Genomic DNA, 15,557 nt, shown 5'->3' on the forward strand with positions numbered 1-15,557 from the left:
TTTTTTGTCCCTTCGCAGCCTTACAGCACGCCGGCTTCGTTCTTGAGCTTGTCGATCAATTCGGCGACGCTCTTGACCTTGACGCCCGCCTTGCGGCCGCCCGGCTCCTCGGTCTTGATCACCTTCAGCCGCGGCTTGACGTCGGCGCCGTAGTCGGCCGGGCTCTTCTCGTCGAGCGGCTTCTTCTTGGCTTTCATGATGTTGGGCAGCGAGGCATAGCGCGGCTGGTTGAGGCGAAGATCCGCGGTGACAATCGCCGGCATCTTCAGCTCCACCGTCTGCAGGCCGCCGTCAACCTCGCGCGTCACCTTGGCGTTGTCGCCATCGATAACGACCTTGGAAGCGAAAGTGCCTTGCGCCCAGCCGAGAAGTGCGGCCAGCATCTGGCCAGTCTGGTTTGAATCGTCGTCGATCGCCTGCTTGCCGAGAATGACGAGACCGGGCTTTTCCGCCTCGACCACGCCCTTCAGCACCTTGGCGACACCCAGCGGCTCCGTCTGCTCGTCGGTCTTGACCAGGATGGCGCGGTCGGCGCCCATCGCGAGGGCGGTGCGCAAGGTCTCTTGCGCCTGCTGCGGCCCGATCGAGACAACGATGATCTCTTCCGCCTTGCCGGCCTCCTTCAGCCGGATCGCCTCTTCGACCGCGATCTCGTCGAACGGGTTCATCGCCATCTTGAAGTTGGCGAGTTCCACCGCCGAACCGTCAGCTTTCACACGAACCTTCACATTCGCATCCACAACCCGCTTCACGGGCACAAGGATCTTCATTGCGTCTTTCCTAATTGAGTCAAGATCTCGCCGCGGTGGCGGTTCTAGCGTACTGCACAAGGTCGAAATCTGGTGCGACGAGCACTTCGCGCTGTAGTTTCACGCGTGCTCCGAAAAGCCGTCTGGCCGCCATGTGGGTCTTTGCGTCGTTCATGGTGTCGACGGCCACGGCAAAGCCGCTGCGGAAATACCAGAAGGCAGAACCGTTCCCCTTCCTGCTGCCAAGCGAGACAATTTCGTCATAGTCGAGCGGGAGCCCTGCAGTCTGCAGTTTGATGTCGTACTGGTCACTCCAGAACCAGGGGACAGGGTCGTATTCGACCGGCTTACCCAGTATAGCGTTTGCAACTGCAACGCCTTGCTCGACGGCATTCTGCACAGATTCCAGTCGGATCGAGCGGCCGGCGAAGGGAAAGACCGCGCAGTCGCCAGCTGCATAGATGTCCGGAGCGGACGTCTGGCAAAAATCGTCGACCACGATGCCATTCGCAACAACGAGCCCAGCATCGGCCGCGAGATCCGCATTCGCGACCCCTCCGATAGCAACGAGGGCCATATCTGCCTCTATCTCGGTCCCATCGCTCAACGAGACTCCGGCCACTCGCCCACCATGATCCAAGAAGCCCTGCAACGTTGCGTTGGTAACGAGTTTCACATCATGGCCGCGGTGCAGTTCGCTGATCGCATGAGCGGTCGGAACGCCCGCGACACGATTGAGAATGCGGCCCGCCATTTCGACGATTGTGACTGCATGTCCTTTACCGGCAGCGATCGATGCTACCTCCAACCCAACGTAACCACCGCCAATAACCACGATGCGCTTCGCCGCGGGCAAGGATTCGCGAAGATTATCGGCATCCTTGAGGCTTCTCAGCGTGAAGATGCCGTCGAGGCCACGTGTCATGGTCTCCGGCAAGGTGCGGGCACGCGAACCAGTGGCCAAAACGAGCTTGCCATAAGGAAGGTTGTCACCGCTCTCCAGTCTGACGCGACGCTCGTCGGGACAGATCTTTATGACACGATGCCCAACTCGCAACTCAATGCCCGCTTTCTCGTAAAACTCTTTCGGGCGAAATTGCAGCCGATCGGCCGTGGTCTGGCCGAGCAAGTATGCCTTTGAGAGCGGCGGGCGCTGGTATGGCAGCCAAGGCTCGTCGCCTACAATTGTGACGACACCTGAATACCCCGCCTCGTGAAGACGCACTGCGCACGACAACGCGGCCTGGCCGCCGCCAACTATGACGACATCGTCCTGCATCGGTTCCTCGAAGGCGCTTGACTTCAGTTGGCCAGCAGATGCTTGGCAGCGTGAGTTATCGCTTCCTTCGTCCACGAAAGATCACTGTCCGTGAGGGCAAGCGAAGAATAGATCTTGCCCGGTGATTTGAAGATGCCGCGCTCACGCAGGGTCGCATTGAACTTGCCTGCCACTGCAGCATCGCCTTTTGCCACGTCTTGATAGGATCGAACTGTCTGCCCCGTGAACACGACGTCAAAAAGGACCGGATCGCCGACGATTTGATAGGCAATGCCGGTTCCGCTTAGTGCATCCCTGAGCATCCCCATCACGGCTTCGCCATTCCCACGCAGGCGCGCGTAGCTCTCTGGGCGCTTCAGAATCTCAAGTGTCTTTAGGCCGGCGACCGCGGCGAGCGGGTTACCGCTCAGAGTTCCGATTTGGAGGGTGAAGCCGTCCTTACCAACGGCGCCTTTGTCGAAATGCGCCATGATGTCGGACTTGCCTGCAATGGCAGCGAGCGGCAAACCTCCTCCAATGATCTTCCCCAACGCGCATAGGTCCGGCACCACTCCGTAGCGCTCCTGCGCTCCGCCGTACGCCAACCGAAATCCCGTGACGACTTCGTCGAATATAAGGACGATGCCCCACTTGGAGCTTTCCTCACGCAGCGTCTCAAGGAACCCAGGCACCGGCGGGATCAGTCGCTGGAGCGGCTCAACAATGATGCCTGCGATTTTGGAGCCATGCTCGGCAAGGAACTGTCGGACAAATTCGGCGTCGTTGAACGGAGCAACGAAAACGCCGTCACGCACTTTCTCGGAGATCCCAGCGGAATCTGGAATGCCATTGGGATAGTTTTCGAGCCTGTCTGGAAACACGCTGATAAGCGCCTCCGAAGACATGCCGTGATACCCGCCTTCGAATTTCAGGATTTTATCGCGCCCCGTGTGCGCCCGAGCGAGGCGCATTGCATACATATCCGCTTCGCCTCCGGTTGAGACGAAACGAAGCTTTTCCGCGCAGGGAACAGCTTCGCAGATGGTCTCGGCAAGTTCGATCCCGTGCTTGTTGCTGGCGAAGAAGGTGAGCCCCCTACCCGCCTGCTCACGGATTGCTTCCACGACTTCTGGATTGTCATGGCCAAGTATCATTGGCCCCGAGCCAATGAGGTAGTCGACGTACTCCTTGCCGTTCTCGTCCCACACGTGAGCCCCGTGACCCTCGCGTATGACGATCGACGGATCGAAGTTTCCAAATCCGCCGCCAGGCAGCACGGCCTGTGCCCGGTCGGCCCACTCCTTCTGGGCGGGCCTCAACTTCTCTGCGGAGGTGTTAAGCATTTGCCGCAACCTTCTTGCTTGCGCCGGCGTTTTCCGCGTCGGTTCGTGGGCGAATGTTCTCCGGATCGAATGCTGGCTTCGTCAAAATCTCCGCTTTCCGGAGCTCACCCATAATCGTGACTTCGAGTTTCGTTCCCGGGCCGGCAACCTCCGGAGCCACATATGCAAAGGCGAGGATCTTGCCTACCGAAGGCGAGTAGGCAATCGACGTGACCGAGCCAACTTGACGGCCATCCTGTAAAATCGCTTCGCCTCCGTTCCCATCGGCAACGCCATCGGCGTCGATCTGGAGGTAGGCGCAAATCCATTTAGGGGGCTTCTCCGATGCACCCTGGGTCGCTTTCCTGCCCTTGAAGTCCGGCTTATCCAGTTTGACGAAGCGCATGACGTCTGCTTCGGGCAGTATGACTTCGTTGGTGAGTTCGCCGGCGCCTTTGAACATCTTCTCAAGACGCATGACATTCATCGCGAACGACCCGTAGTCGATCAGGCCTAGCGGATCACCGGCCTCGTGCAAGGCATCATAAATTGCCGGCAGGCCTTCCCTTGGTCCATGGAATTCCCAGCCGAGCTCGCCGGCATAGGACATCCGGAACGCCCAAACCTTCTCGCCGGCCACGATAATCTCCTGGGCCGTAAGCCATGGAAACGCAGCGTTCGTTAGAGGCGCATCAGTATTCGGACCTAGGATTTCGCGCGAGCACGGACCGTTGAGCGCCAAAGCGCCCCAAGTATCCGACAGATTGGTGATGACCACGGCGTCGTCTGGGGTTTTGGCAAAAGTCAGATAGTCCAGCAAACGTTGCTCGAAGAAGGCCGCGCAAGTGAAATAGAAACGATCGGCAGTGAAACGGACCACCGTCGTTTCCAGTTCGATGCGCCCGCTGTCATGCAGCAAGTGCGTCAGTGCAATGCGCCCCGGCTTCGACGGAAGTCGATTTGGAATAAGCCGATCGATGAAAGCCGCTGCCCCAGGTCCTGAAACCTGGACCTTGGAGAAAGCGGAAATGTCCATGATGCCGGCGTGCTCACGAACCGCATTAACCTCTTGCTGCACGGCCGAGAACCAGGCGGGTCGACGGAAGGAATAGCAATCACGCTGCTCGAGATCGGCTTTCGCGAACCAGCGTGGCCGCTCCCAGCCATACACTTCCTCAAACACCGCGCCCTTGTCCTTGAGGCGGTCATAAAGGGCGCTCGGCTTGACTGGCCGACCTGCGTGTCTGTTTAGGTGCGGGAACGGTATTTCGTGGCGAAGCAGGTAATCCTCTTTCGCCTTGGTCACCTGATAGTCCTGGTTCGCGAACTTGCCGAAGCGACGCGGATCATAATCGCGCATGTTGATGTCGGCAGCGCCATCCACCATCCACCGTGCCAGCTCCCGCGTCAAACCCGGCCCCCACCCAATGCCGATCTGGCAGCCACAGTTCAGCCAGAAGTTCTTAAGTCCCGGTGCAGGGCCAATCAGCGGATTGCCGTCCGGCGGGTGCGAGATCGCCCCGTGGACGGCTCGTTTGATGCCAAGTTGAGATAGGACCGGCATGCGTCCCATGGCATTCTCGAGCCACGGCATGATGCGATCGTAGTCTGGTTCGAATAGCTCATGCTCCGCGTCCCAGGGGCAGCCATCGGTCCAGACTGCGTTCGGATTAGCCTTTTCGTAAATACCGATGAGGCCGGACTTCTGCTCCATACGGATGTACCCGGAGACCAGGCGGTCATCTCGCACCACCGGCAGCTCCTTTTCCAGCGTAAGGAATTCTGGAACGGTGTCGGTAATCAGATAGTGGTGCGTCATCGAGGTGGTCGGTACGTCCAGGCCGACCCATTCGCCTACCTGTCGAGCATAGGTTCCACCGGCGTTCACAACGTGCTCGCAGACGATCTCGCCCTGTTCGGTGAACACACGCCACTCGCCGTTCAGGCCAGGCTTCACGTCCGTTGCCCGGCACTGGCGGATAATCTTGGCACCAAGCTGCCGCGCGCCTTGCGCGAGAGCAGTCGTAGCGCCAGCCGGATCAACGTGGCCGTCATCGGGCGTATAGAGCGCCGCCTTGACGCCCTGGAGATTATAGAAGGGATGAAGTTTTCTTATCTGTTCCGGCCCGGCCAGCTCCATGGGGAAGCCGAGCGCTTTGCCCACGCTCAAAGTCTGGCGAAGCCAATCCAGTTCGTCATCGGTGTAAGCCAGCCTGAATGACCCGCAACCGTGCCACGTCACGGACTGGCCAGTCTCCTTCTCGAGCACTTTGGAATAGAGATCGATGTTGTAGCCGACACATTTCCCGAGGGAAAAACTGGAAGTCGAATGGGTAATCTGGCCAGCCGCATGCCACGTCGACCCGGAGGTTAGTTCGGATTTTTCGAGCAGCACGATATCAGTCCAGCCCTCATGCGCGAGGTGATACGCGAGGCCGCAGCCCATGATGCCGCCCCCTATGATGACCACTCGAGCGTGGGATACAGTCATTTTCTCGTCTCCGATAAACAGCCTTTGACAGGGCTATCGAACGATTGTACTCTTGTCAATGAGGAAGCAAATGAATGTACCATCAATGAACTCAGCCCCCGAGGTCCTGAATGAACTCACGAGCCGACTCGCGACGTTCACGCCGGAGTTGCAGAAGGCGGCTGCTCACGTTCTTGAGAATGCCAACCTGGTCAGCATCACCTCGATCAGGACGATGGCGCAGGGCGCAGAGGTAAAGCCGAATACGCTTGTCCGAATGGCGCGTGCATTGGGCTTCGACGGCTACGAGGATTTCCGCAAGCCCTTTCGCGAACAGGTCATCCGCGGGCGCGAAGATTTCCCTGATCGCGCGCGTTGGCTGCAGTCGCTCTCAAAGGGAGGCAAGCTGTCCAGCCTCTATGCGGAGATGGCGTCCGCGTCGATCGAAAACATCGAGGGATTGTTTTCTGAAACGAGCGCCACGGCATTGAAAGAGGTCGCCGATGCGATCGTCAAGGCTCGCGTCACCTACGTTCTTGGCGTTGGTTTTGCCAACGCTATCGCCAGCAACTTCGCCTATCTCGCAAGCATGGCTGGCAGCAGCATCGTCGCTATTCCCAGGAACGGTTCGCTTCCTGTCGATGATCTGGCTCGTATGGAAAAGGGCGATCTTCTGATCGCGATGACATTCAAGCCCTACAGACGCGAGGTTGTGGAGGGGGTTGAGCTTGCGCGTGCGCAGGGCATCGAGGTGATTGGCATCTCCGACAGCCCAGCCTCGCCAATTCTTGTCAGAGCCGACCGACGTTTTGTGGTGCCTACCGAAACGCCGCAGTTCTTCCCCTCGACGGTCGCGCTCACCGCGTTGTTCGAAACGATCATGGCTTTTGTCGTCGCCGAAGCACAGCCTGACGTGATCAGCAACATTGAGCGGTTCCATCAACGCCGTCACGAATTCGGTATCTATTGGAAGGAAGACACAAAATGAACGCGCCAAGCGTGCCGCCTCCTGCTCCCCTGCGTTCATTGGAAGCGCGCTACTACACCGATCCGGCGATATTCGCCAAGGAAGAGGAAGAGCTCCTTGCCAAGACATGGCATTTCGCCGGGCATTCATCGCTTCTCGAAAAACCAGGCGACTATTTCACCTTCGAGATCGCTGGCCAGAGCTTGTTCTGTGTTCGCGACAGGGAAGGAGAGATCCGCGCATTTTACAATGTATGCCAGCATCGTGCACATGAGTTGGTGAAAGGCAGCGGGAACGCCAAGCTCCTGGTTTGCCCCTATCATGCCTGGACATATGAACTTACTGGCAACCTGCGCGGCGGGCCAAATGTCAACGCGGTGCCCGGATTTGACCGGAGTGCGATTTGCCTCAGCTCGGTCCGAACCGAGCTTTTTTGCGGTTTCATTTTCGTCAATCTCGATCCCGACGCCAAGCCGATGGACGACTGGTTCCCGCGAGTGCGAGAAGAGCTTCGCGAGTTTGTTCCGCACATTGAAAAGCTCAAGCCTGTTGAATGGGTTGAGATTCCAGAGAAGTGCAACTGGAAAGTTTCAATTGAGAATTACTCCGAATGCTATCATTGCTCCCTAAACCACAAAACCTTCGCGACCGGCGTTATCAAACCAGAGACATACGACATCCAGCCACAGGGATATTGTTTAAGACACACAACAGAATGCCAGAATCTCGAAAAAATGAGCTACCCGATCGACCTTCATTCCAATCGGAGAGCCGGAGAATACTCATCGTGGTTTTTATGGCCGACGTTTTCATTCCAGGTCTATCCCGGAAACGTTCTCAATACCTACCACTGGCGCATCAAGAGTGTAGATGAAGTAGTCGTCTGGCGAGGCTGGTATACTGTCGATGGCTCAGATTCTGAAGTCATCGCAAAACTTGCCATACAGGACCGAGCGACAACGGTCGAAGAAGATATCCACATCGTCGAAGCGGTCCAGCGCGGGCTGCGAAATCGCGGCTATCATCCGGGACCGCTGGTGATTGACCCCAAATGCGGCGTGAACTCCGAGCATTCGGTACGCGTCCTGCAACAATGGATGCGTGATGCCGTCGATGTCTGAGATCAAGAGCTATTGGCAGAACTATATCAATGGGGCTTGGGTAGACGGTGGCGCGGGCAGGCTGACGGTCGACGACCCAGCAACGGGCCGCCCGCTTGCTGAGCAGGCGCTTGCGGATCAAGGCGACGTTAGCCGCGCGGTCGAAGCGGCTCGGGCCTGCCACGACTCCCGTGCACTTACAGCTATGCGCCCGGTAAGCCGTGGCCGAATGGTCAGGGCAATGGGTGGCTATCTTCTCGCCAACATCGAGCGCATAGCCTACGTGCTCTGCCGCGAGGCTGGCAAGCCGCTTTGGGAGGCGCAGCTCGAAGTTGAAGGTGCTGCTCGATATTTTGAGTATTACGGAAACCAGGCGGAGACGATCGAGGGTCGCTCGATACCCCTCGGCGAGCGGTACTATGATTTCACGACATATGAGCCTTATGGCGTGTCGGCGCATGTCATTCCGTGGAACTATCCGCTTGAAATGACCGCCCGCTCGCTGTCGGCCGCTTTGACCGCCGGCAATGCATGCGTGGTAAAGACGCCTGAGCTCGATCCGCTGACAACTACCTTTATTGCAGAAGCCGCCGAACATGCAGGATTGCCCAAAGGCGCCGTCAGTGTGATCTGCGGACTTGGTCGAGATGCCGGTGCCGCGCTTGCCGCGCATCCTGATGTCAATCAGATTGTCTTTACCGGCTCCGTGCCAACTGGCGTGAGTATCGCTTCCGCAGCTGCCAAGAACGTCGTGCCGTGCGTGCTGGAGCTGGGAGGAAAATCGGCAGCAATCGCCTGGTCCGATGCCGATTTGGATAGCTTGGTCTCGTCAGTGCGCTGGGGCATTTTCTTCAATGCGGGTCAGGTTTGCTCCGCGATGTCGCGCCTGATCGTCCACGAAGATATCCACGATGAAGTCGTCGAGCGCGTGGCGGACATGGCGCGCTCCATTTCGACAGGACCGGGCGAGGAAAGAGCGGATTTCGGCCCCAATATGGGGGCGATGATATCGGAGCGGCAGCGCGACCGCGCCGAAGCCATGTGCCGCGAAGCGGAACAGCAAGGAGCCCGGGCTGTCACTGGCGGTCGCAAGCTCAATCGAGCCGGCTATTTCCTCGAGCCAACTGTGTTCGACCGCCTAACGCCAGAGATGTCGATTGCGCGAGAAGAGGTCTTCGGGCCGGTGCTGTCCATCTTGAGGTTCAGAACCGAGCAGGATGCCCTCAGTATCGCCAACGGAACCGACTACGGCTTGGTCGCGGGCATTTTCACCAAGGACATCGACCGGGCCATGAAAGCCGCTGCGCGTCTGCGCGCGGGTCAGATTTTCGTCAACGAATGGTATGCGGGCGGCGTCGAAACCCCGTTCGGCGGGTACGGAAAGTCTGGCTACGGCCGCGAAAAGGGACGTGAGGCGCTCTGGAATTATTTACAAACCAAGAACATCGCAATCGCATTGAAATCGCAGGAGGTTGTCGCTTGAAACAGGATTTGTTCGATGTCGGTCTGGCCAGGCGAAAGGCGACTTTGGGCGCCGAATACGTCGAGAAGAACCTCGCCGCGGCCGACGATTTCACGCGGCCTTTTCAGGAGGCGATGACAGCGTGGTGCTGGGGGTTTGGCTGGGGAGACGATGCCATTGATCCCAAGACGCGGTCCCTGATGAATTTAGCGATGTTGGGCGCCCTCGGCAAAATGCACGAATGGGAGGTCCATTGCCGCGGAGCCCTGAACAATGGAGCCTCCAAGGAAGAGATCCGAGCCGCAATCCATTCCGTCGGGATCTACTGCGGTGTACCCCAGGCGCTGGAATGTTTTCGCGCTGCCAAAAAAGTCTTTGAGGAACGTGGGATCCTATGAAAATCGTTCGCATTTCACTGTTTCAGGTCGATCTTCCACTGACCAAACCCTACTGGCTTTCCGGTGGGCGGCTCAAGTTTGAAGGCCTCGACAGCACCTTCGTGAAGATCGAGACGGACGAAGGATTGTTCGGGTGGGGCGAAGGCTGTCCCTGGGGAAATACGTATCTGCCCGCGCACGGCCCCGGCATCCGGGCCGGTATCGCGACGCTGGCACCCTCCTTGTTGGGACAAGATCCCTGCGCTCTCAATTCAATCAATCAAACTATGGACGTCGCGCTTCCGGGACATCTCTATGTCAAATCGGCAGTGGATATCGCGTGCTGGGACATTCTTGGCAAAGCCAGTGGCTTGCCGCTTTGGCGTTTGATGGGAGCTGACAAGGCGGATCCGGTCCCAGTGAATTCATCGATTTCGACCGGGTCGAATGAGGAAATGATCGCCCTTATTCGCGAGGCTTACACACAAGGCTATAGAACACATTCCGCAAAGGTCGGCGGGAGTGATCCTGTCGTCGACATGTCGCGGATCGAAGCGATCGAAGCGGCTTTGCGGCCCGATGAAACCGTTACTTACGACGTGAATCGCGCCTGGCTGCCATCCGTGGCGGTGCAGGTCCTGAACAACGTCTCGTTGCGCGGCTGGGTGGAGCAACCATGCGAGACGCTTTCGCAATGTGCGCAGGTGGCCCAGAGAGTAAAACAGCCCATCATGCTGGACGAGTGCCTCCACACGTTCCAAGACCATCTCGATGCCTGGAAGCTCGGCGCCTGTGAAGGCGTCAAGGTGAAGCCAAATAGAGTCGGCGGCTTGACGAAGGCCAAGCAAATCAGGGACTTTGGCGTTTCCGTGGGATGGCAAATGCATTTAGAGGATCTCGGCGGGTCTGCGCTGGCGGACACGGCTGCCATACATTTGGCTTCGTCGACTCCAAAAGCAAATCGATTGGCGAGTTGGCTCTGCCACCATCACCTCGCTGTCGACCCGGTTCCCGGACAGGGGGCCAGAAATATTGACGGTTTTGCAACCCCTCCTTCCGAACCCGGTCTCGGGGTCACGCCGGACGGCGGAATACTCGGCGATCCCGTGTCCGTGTTCGCATAGGTATGAGGAGCAGCTTGTGAGCCCCAAGGCATCTATGCGTGCTGTGATCCTGACCGGTCACGGTGGTCTGGACAAACTCGAATACCGGGAAGACTGGCCGGTTCCAACCCCCGGGGCCGGCGAAGTTTTGATTGAGGTGGGAGCATGCGGGCTCAACAACACCGACATCAATACTCGCACCGCCTGGTACTCGAAACAGGTAACCGACGGCATCACGCCCCTAACGGGCAGTGCCGGCTTTACCCAAGCCCAAGCCGAGATCGGAAGTTGGGGAAGTTCGGCGATCAGGTTTCCGCTTATTCAAGGCGCCGATGTGGCGGGTAAAATCGTCGGCGTCGGTGATGGCGTGAACGCCGCTCGCATTGGCGAAAGGGTCATGGTCGATCCTTGGCTTCTCGACACCGGAGATTGGATGAACCTGTCGCGGGCAATCTACTTCGGATCTGAATGCAATGGAGGGTTTGCCGAATATACGACGGTCCGGGCACAAAATGCGCTACGCATAACTTGCGAATTGTCCGACGCTCAAATCGCGACATTCCCTTGTGCCTATACCACGGCCGAGAATTTGGTTGCGCGTACCGGGGTGAAGCCAGGTGAAACGGTCGTGATTGCCGGCGCTTCAGGCGGCGTGGGTTCCGCAGCCATACAGCTATGCCGCCTGCGCGGAGCGCGGATCATAGCGATTGCTTCGCAGGCCAAGATCGACTTGTTGAGGGATCTTGGGGCTGACATCGTTCTTGATCGGGAAACCCCCGAATTGGCGGAAGCAATTCAAAATGCGGCTGAAGGCATGGTCGACGTCGCGCTCGACGTGGTTGGAGGCAGAACGTTTTCTCACCTCGTGACTGCATTACGTCAGGGGGGCCGCTATTCGTCATCCGGTGCAATTTCAGGACCTGTTGTCGATTTTGACCTGCGGACGCTGATTTATAAGGATCTGCAACTGACCGGCGCCACAATAGTGCCGCCAGGGACGGCAAGGCGACTGGTAGATCTCATCGAGCGGGGCTTGCTGAGACCTCTTCTTGCTGCCGAATACGCGCTGCCAGATCTCGCCAAGGCCCAACAGGCCTTCATGGAAAAGCGCCACGTTGGGAACATTGTTGTCACTATGTGAGCGGACACACAGAAGCCTGCCACACCTCAAGCTTGCGCTGAACCAAATGGCAGGCCTTTAACCCGCGCTTACACAGCCTCCTTTCCCAAGCCTGGCGTCTCGACGGAAAGCTTTCGAGCTTGCCGAATGGAATCAAGCCAGCCGAGGTTCATCTGAGGAACTGAGGTGAGTAACAATTCGACGTATGGATGATGTGGAGGTCTGAAGATCCGCTCCTTGGGACCTTGCTCTACGATCCGTCCTTTCCGCATGACCACGACCTCGTCTGCGATCGCCTCGACGGTTGCAAGATCGTGAGTGATAAACAGATAGGACACCCGCAGCTCCTTCTGTAGCCGCGTCAGCAGCGTCAGGATGCCCTTGGCTACAGATTGGTCGAGGGCAGAGGTCACCTCATCGCAGATGATGAGGTGCGGCTCTGCCGCCAACGCTCTGGCAATACACACGCGCTGCTTTTGGCCGCCAGAAAGCTCACCGGGAAACCGATCGAGGTAGGTTTCATCGAGCTCGATCTGGTCGAGGAGCTCGGCTGTACGGGTGAGACAATTGCGGCTATCGAGCCCACCATAGAAGCTCAGCGGACGCCCAATGATTTCGCTTACTCGCTGACGTGGATTCAATGAAGTGTCCGGAGTTTGGTGAATTAGCTGGATCCGTCGGCGTATTTCGTCGTCGCGGCCGCGAAGTGTTGGGTTGAGATGCCGTCCGTTGAACAACAGCGTCCCGCTGCTACAAGGCAGCAATCCTGTAACCACACGCGCCAGAGTGGATTTTCCCGAACCCGACTCTCCCACGATTGCAACGGTCGTGCCCTCGCCAACCGACAGGCTGACGTCATCGAGAACCTCGACCGAGCCATAGGAAGCACTGATGTTGCTGACGGTCAGGATTTCGTGAGAACTGCTGGCCTTCTCTGGTTTAGGAAAACCTCTGGCAAGCAACTGTCGGGTATATTCCATCGTAGGGCGCGTCAGAATTTGAGTGGTGTCGCCCTCTTCGACCAACTCGCCGTACCGTAGCACCATGATCCTGTCGGCCAGTTGCGACACCACGGCAAGATCATGCGTTATGTAAATAGCAGCGGTGCGAAAATCGCGAACGACGTCCTTGATAGCGGCAAGGACCTCAATTTGCGTTGTCACGTCCAACGCCGTCGTCGGCTCATCGAAAACGATTAAGTCCGGCTTGCAAGCCAATGCCATCGCTACCATGGCGCGCTGAAGCTGCCCTCCAGAAACCTGGTGCGGAAAGCGGTCGCCAATGTTTTCAAGCAGCCGGAGCTTCTCGTACAGAACCATTGCTTCCGCACGGACAGCTTTGAGGTCCCCAATGCCGTGCTCGGCTGCTACTTCGACATGCTGGTCGATGATGCGATGTGCGGGGTTAAAGGCTGCGGCAGCCGACTGCGCTACATATGCGATGCGATCGCCGCGTAGCCGTCTTAGTTCTTCCTCGGTAAGTCTGCGCAGATCCTTTCCGCTGAAACTTATCTGTCCGGAGATGATCTTGCACCCTGCCCGGGCGTATCCGAGTGCAGCCAGGCCGATTGTCGACTTCCCGGCCCCGGACTCCCCTATGAGCCCAAGTACTTCTCCGCGCTTCAGGGAGAGGTCTATTCCTTTCACGATCTCGATGCGACCCGCATCGCCCCGCCCCTCTATGCGTAGCCCTTGAACATCGAGGAGGAGTTCGTCTCCGGCTCCCCGGCCACTTTCATTGTCCATCGTGGATCCCGTTCGCCTTGTGCAAAAACCAGTCTACGAGAAAATTCACGCCTACGGTCAGAATGGCGATCGCGGCAGCCGGCAAGAGCGGCGTTATATCGCCGTAGGTAATAAGGATGGCGTTGTCCCTGACCATCGAACCCCAGTCTGCTGTTGGGGGTTGCAAACCGATTCCCAAAAACGACAACGAACTGATCAGCAGGAAGACGAAGCAGAAGCGAAGTCCAAATTCGGCCATCAGTGGCGGCAGGATATTCGGCAGGATTTCGCGGCGAAGGATCCAACCATAGCCCTCCCCCCGTAGATTTGCGATTTCGACGAAATCCATGACCACAACGTTCATTGCGGCGGCCCTTGCCAGCCGAAAAACCCGCGTAGCATCAAGAACCGCAATGATGCTGATTAAGGAAAGCACGGACGTGCCTAAGAGAGTAAGCAATAACAACGCGAAGATCAGTTGTGGGATGGCCATCAGGACATCGACAAGGCGTGCTAGCGCCTGGTCAATCCAACCGCCGATAGCAGCCGCGAAAATGCCAACGCTGCCGCCCAGCAGGAACGCCAGGACCGTCGTAACAAATGCTATGCCGACCGTGTTCCGAGCGCCGTAGATCAGGCGTGTGAGCATATCACGGCCAAGCCCGTCGGTTCCGAGCAGATTGTGTGTGCTCCAGGGATCAAACTGAGCGCCGACCACTTGGCTCTCGCCGTACGGAGCTATTACCGGAGCGAACAAGGCGATGAGCACATAGAGTACGACAATCGCGAGACCTAGTCGAGCGCTCCAGGAGGCGTCAGCAATTTGCTTCAGGACGGCGGCACTGAATGCTAGGGGGCTTCGCCTAAGCGAATGTCCGGCACCGCGCTCGAGGCCGGGCAAAAAACGGGGTGTTACCTTGTCGGTCATTTTCGATACAAAAGCCTCGGGTTCGTAGCGATCGACAGCACATCGGCGATCATGTTCAAAAGCACGTACGTAGCCGCAAAGATCAGGCTGCAAGCTTGAACCACAGGCACGTCACGCCGCTGCACGGAATCGATCATAAGCTGCCCGAGACCGGGATAGACGAAGACGACCTCGACGACGACGACCCCCACGATCAGATAGGCCATATCGATCACGACGACATTGATGATGGGAGCGAGCGCGTTCGGCAACGCGTGCCAGAATATGATCCGTCGCCGAGCAACTCCCTTGAGCTTAGCCATTTCGATGTAAGGGCTACCCAGCACGCTGATCACAGCCGCTCGCGTCATACGCAGCATATGCGCGGCGACCACAAGCGTGAGGGTAACAGCCGGGAGCGTCACCAAATACACGGCGTGTATCAAGCTATCGCCCTCCCGCACGGCCGACAGACTTGGGAACCAGCCAAGGTGAACTGACAGAAACATGATCAGGATATAGGCGACGAAGAACTCGGGGAACGAGATCCAGGTCAACGTCACGACATTCGCAACGCGATCAAACAGGCTCCCCCTGTAGAGCGCCGTGAGTAGTCCCAGCAACACCGAGACAGGCACTGCAAGACAGGCTGCCACACCGGCGAGAAACAGAGTGTTGCCCAGCCGTTCCGATATCAACTCTGTGATGGGGCGCCCATTGGCAAGCGAATGCCCTAGGTCGCCGGCCAGAAGGCCGCCTAGCCATCGCAGATATCGAATGTGGAGGGGCAAATCGAGTCCCAATTCACGCCTGAATGCCGCGACCGTCTCAGGCAGCGCCGATTGGCCCAGCATCTCGCTGGCGACGTCCCCAGGAAGGAGCGAAACGCCCAGAAAGATGATCAGTGACACAATCCAAAGAACGAACAGGCCGAGCGCTAAGCGCTTGATGATCAACACCGAAATGCTGCCCATGAGGGGCCTTTCTGACCAGAGTCG

At 57.9% G+C, this 15,557-nt stretch carries 13 protein-coding genes; 6 read left to right on the forward strand and 7 right to left on the reverse strand.

Annotation, left to right across the window (positions count from 1 at the left end; translation table 11 throughout):
• Positions 1–20: 20 nt before the first annotated feature.
• The 4 genes from ACWTU8_RS30675 to ACWTU8_RS30690 are packed head-to-tail and all read right to left on the reverse strand — an operon-like array spanning position 21 to position 5,820.
• A complete protein-coding gene (locus ACWTU8_RS30675; protein WP_455851087.1) occupies positions 21–770 on the reverse strand; it encodes an electron transfer flavoprotein subunit beta/FixA family protein in 750 nt (249 codons plus the stop codon).
• Positions 771–789: 19 nt separating this feature from the next.
• Positions 790–2,028 (reverse strand): NAD(P)/FAD-dependent oxidoreductase, encoded by a 1,239-nt coding sequence (locus tag ACWTU8_RS30680; protein ID WP_455851088.1) that lies wholly within the window; start codon positions 2,026–2,028, stop codon positions 790–792.
• 23 nt (positions 2,029–2,051) lie between these two features.
• Complete coding sequence (locus tag ACWTU8_RS30685; RefSeq protein ID WP_455851089.1) at positions 2,052–3,350, reverse strand: aspartate aminotransferase family protein; 1,299 nt, start codon at positions 3,348–3,350, stop codon at positions 2,052–2,054.
• On the reverse strand, positions 3,343–5,820 hold the full coding sequence (locus tag ACWTU8_RS30690; protein WP_455851090.1) for an FAD-dependent oxidoreductase: 2,478 nt from the start codon (positions 5,818–5,820) through the stop codon (positions 3,343–3,345). The genes ACWTU8_RS30685 and ACWTU8_RS30690 overlap by 8 nt, the downstream gene beginning before the upstream one ends.
• Before the next feature lie 70 nt (positions 5,821–5,890).
• Between ACWTU8_RS30690 and ACWTU8_RS30695 the strand changes: the two genes are divergently transcribed.
• The 6 genes from ACWTU8_RS30695 to ACWTU8_RS30720 are packed head-to-tail and all read left to right on the forward strand — an operon-like array spanning position 5,891 to position 11,949.
• Positions 5,891–6,787, forward strand: coding sequence for a MurR/RpiR family transcriptional regulator (locus ACWTU8_RS30695; RefSeq protein WP_455851091.1), 897 nt, complete (start codon positions 5,891–5,893; stop codon positions 6,785–6,787).
• Positions 6,784–7,887 carry an aromatic ring-hydroxylating oxygenase subunit alpha gene (locus ACWTU8_RS30700; RefSeq protein ID WP_455851092.1) on the forward strand — a complete coding sequence of 368 codons (1,104 nt, stop codon included), beginning with the start codon at positions 6,784–6,786 and terminating at the stop codon, positions 7,885–7,887. The genes ACWTU8_RS30695 and ACWTU8_RS30700 overlap by 4 nt, the downstream gene beginning before the upstream one ends.
• Positions 7,880–9,349, forward strand: a complete 1,470-nt coding sequence (locus ACWTU8_RS30705) for an aldehyde dehydrogenase family protein (protein ID WP_455851093.1) — start codon at positions 7,880–7,882, stop codon at positions 9,347–9,349. Before ACWTU8_RS30700 ends, ACWTU8_RS30705 begins: the two co-directional genes overlap by 8 nt.
• Positions 9,346–9,726 carry a carboxymuconolactone decarboxylase family protein gene (locus ACWTU8_RS30710; RefSeq protein ID WP_455851094.1) on the forward strand — a complete coding sequence of 127 codons (381 nt, stop codon included), beginning with the start codon at positions 9,346–9,348 and terminating at the stop codon, positions 9,724–9,726. The genes ACWTU8_RS30705 and ACWTU8_RS30710 overlap by 4 nt, the downstream gene beginning before the upstream one ends.
• Positions 9,723–10,829 carry a mandelate racemase/muconate lactonizing enzyme family protein gene (locus ACWTU8_RS30715; protein WP_455851095.1) on the forward strand — a complete coding sequence of 369 codons (1,107 nt, stop codon included), beginning with the start codon at positions 9,723–9,725 and terminating at the stop codon, positions 10,827–10,829. Before ACWTU8_RS30710 ends, ACWTU8_RS30715 begins: the two co-directional genes overlap by 4 nt.
• Positions 10,830–10,845: 16 nt before the next feature.
• Positions 10,846–11,949, forward strand: a complete 1,104-nt coding sequence (locus ACWTU8_RS30720; protein ID WP_455851096.1) for an alcohol dehydrogenase family protein — start codon at positions 10,846–10,848, stop codon at positions 11,947–11,949.
• Between the two features lie 68 nt (positions 11,950–12,017).
• Here the strand turns inward: ACWTU8_RS30720 and ACWTU8_RS30725 are convergent, their stop codons facing one another.
• The 3 genes from ACWTU8_RS30725 to ACWTU8_RS30735 are packed head-to-tail and all read right to left on the reverse strand — an operon-like array spanning position 12,018 to position 15,533.
• Positions 12,018–13,673 (reverse strand): ABC transporter ATP-binding protein, encoded by a 1,656-nt coding sequence (locus tag ACWTU8_RS30725; RefSeq protein WP_455851097.1) that lies wholly within the window; start codon positions 13,671–13,673, stop codon positions 12,018–12,020.
• Complete coding sequence (locus ACWTU8_RS30730; protein WP_455851098.1) at positions 13,663–14,580, reverse strand: ABC transporter permease; 918 nt, start codon at positions 14,578–14,580, stop codon at positions 13,663–13,665. Before ACWTU8_RS30730 ends, ACWTU8_RS30725 begins: the two co-directional genes overlap by 11 nt.
• A complete protein-coding gene (locus ACWTU8_RS30735) occupies positions 14,577–15,533 on the reverse strand; it encodes an ABC transporter permease (RefSeq protein ID WP_455851099.1) in 957 nt (318 codons plus the stop codon). The genes ACWTU8_RS30730 and ACWTU8_RS30735 overlap by 4 nt, the downstream gene beginning before the upstream one ends.
• Between the last annotated feature and the right edge of the window lie 24 nt (positions 15,534–15,557).

It is taken from the genome of Mesorhizobium sp. BHbdii (assembly GCF_053848045.1).